At 76.8% G+C, this 1,350-nt stretch carries 1 protein-coding gene; it reads right to left on the bottom strand.

The window, feature by feature from the left end:
- Positions 1 to 295: 295 nt before the first annotated feature.
- Positions 296 to 1,054 carry a hypothetical protein gene (locus tag ACWF9Z_RS32250; RefSeq protein ID WP_453608192.1) on the bottom strand — a complete coding sequence of 253 codons (759 nt, stop codon included), beginning with the start codon at positions 1,052 to 1,054 and terminating at the stop codon, positions 296 to 298.
- Positions 1,055 to 1,350 lie beyond the last annotated feature (296 nt).

Below are 1,350 nucleotides of genomic sequence, written 5' to 3'. Positions count from 1 at the left end.
CCCCGCCGGCCCCCCCCCCCGCCGCGCGCCTGCGCCCCCCCGCGCCCGGCGCCACACCGCCCGCCGCCGCCGGGCCCCCGGGGGGCCGGCCCCCCCCCCCCCCACGCCGGGGCCGCCGGTCAGGGCCGGTCCTCCCCGGCAGTGCGGGACGGGTCCGTCGCGGGCGGGGGCGAGGTGCGCTCCGGCGGCGAAGTGCGGCGCCGACGCCGACGGCGGCGGGCCCGGTCGACGGCGGCGAGGACGAGGGCGACCGCCAGACCCCCCAGGAATTCGGCGAGCGCATCGCCGACGAGGGTCACCGTGCGCCTGCCCGGGTCGCCGCGGCGGCCCGGGCGCGCTCGGTGTGACGCTTGCCGAGACGCTGGAGCTTGCGGCGGACCCGGTCACCGGTGTCCTCCGGTCGGGCCGCGCCGGCGAAGCGCGCCGCCTCGGTCCAGGTCCCGATGGAAGGGTGGGCCCAGGCCATCGCGACCCGGCGCTCCGACGCGTCGAGCCCGCGCAGGACGGTGTCGATGCGCTCGTCCTCGAAGGCGGTGTCGAAGACGAGGTCGTCCATGCGGGGTTCGGCGGGGACGAGGTCATGGAGCGTCAGGCCGTCGCCGATGGGACGGTCGAGGAGCTGGACCCGGGACTTGCGGACGGTTCGTTCCCACAGCGGCACCAGTTCCCGGTGGATGCGCCGCGCTTCGCTCTTGATGCGGCCCAGCACCGACGGCTCGAGGCTGCCGCCGCGTGCCAGGGGAGCGGCCCAGTCACCCAGCAGCGCGTCACGGGTGGCCACGTCCCAGTGGGGGCCGCGCGACAGCACGAGTTCCTTGCTCGCGAACTTCTCGGCGCCGCTGCAGCCGCAATCGCGGCCCAGGGCCCAGTCACGCGCCTGCAGGGCCCTGTACGTGCTCGGATAGCGCGTGAGGTCGTCGGGCGTCAGAACCTTCAGCCGCCGGCCGGGTTCGGAGCTGCAGGTCCGCCAGACGCCCTTTCCCGAGGGGTGGTGGCCGACGGTGACGCTGTCGTCGGAGCCGACCACCAGAGCGAGGTCGTCGCTCCACGGCAATCCGAACTGGAGCCACGTGTGCGGCGTCCCTGGTGCCGGTGCGGGCGGTTCTGAAGGGGGCGTGTGGGGCACGGGTCGATCTCCCGAAGTCGTCTGAATCGCATATACACCTCTCAGGGACCGCAAGGGCGTGCATCGGCAATGAATCTCGGGATCCGCCGTGTGATCCGGGTCACACGTCATGACGGGAGCGGGGGGGCGCGCCCCGCCCCCCCCCCCGGGGCGCGGCCGGGGGGGGGGGGCGCCCCCACCCCCCCCCCCCCCCCCCCCCCCCCCCCCCCCCCCCCCGCGCCCCT

The organism is Streptomyces sp. NPDC054961, assembly GCF_053609145.1.
This window is presented reverse-complemented; position numbering and strand designations above follow the sequence as displayed.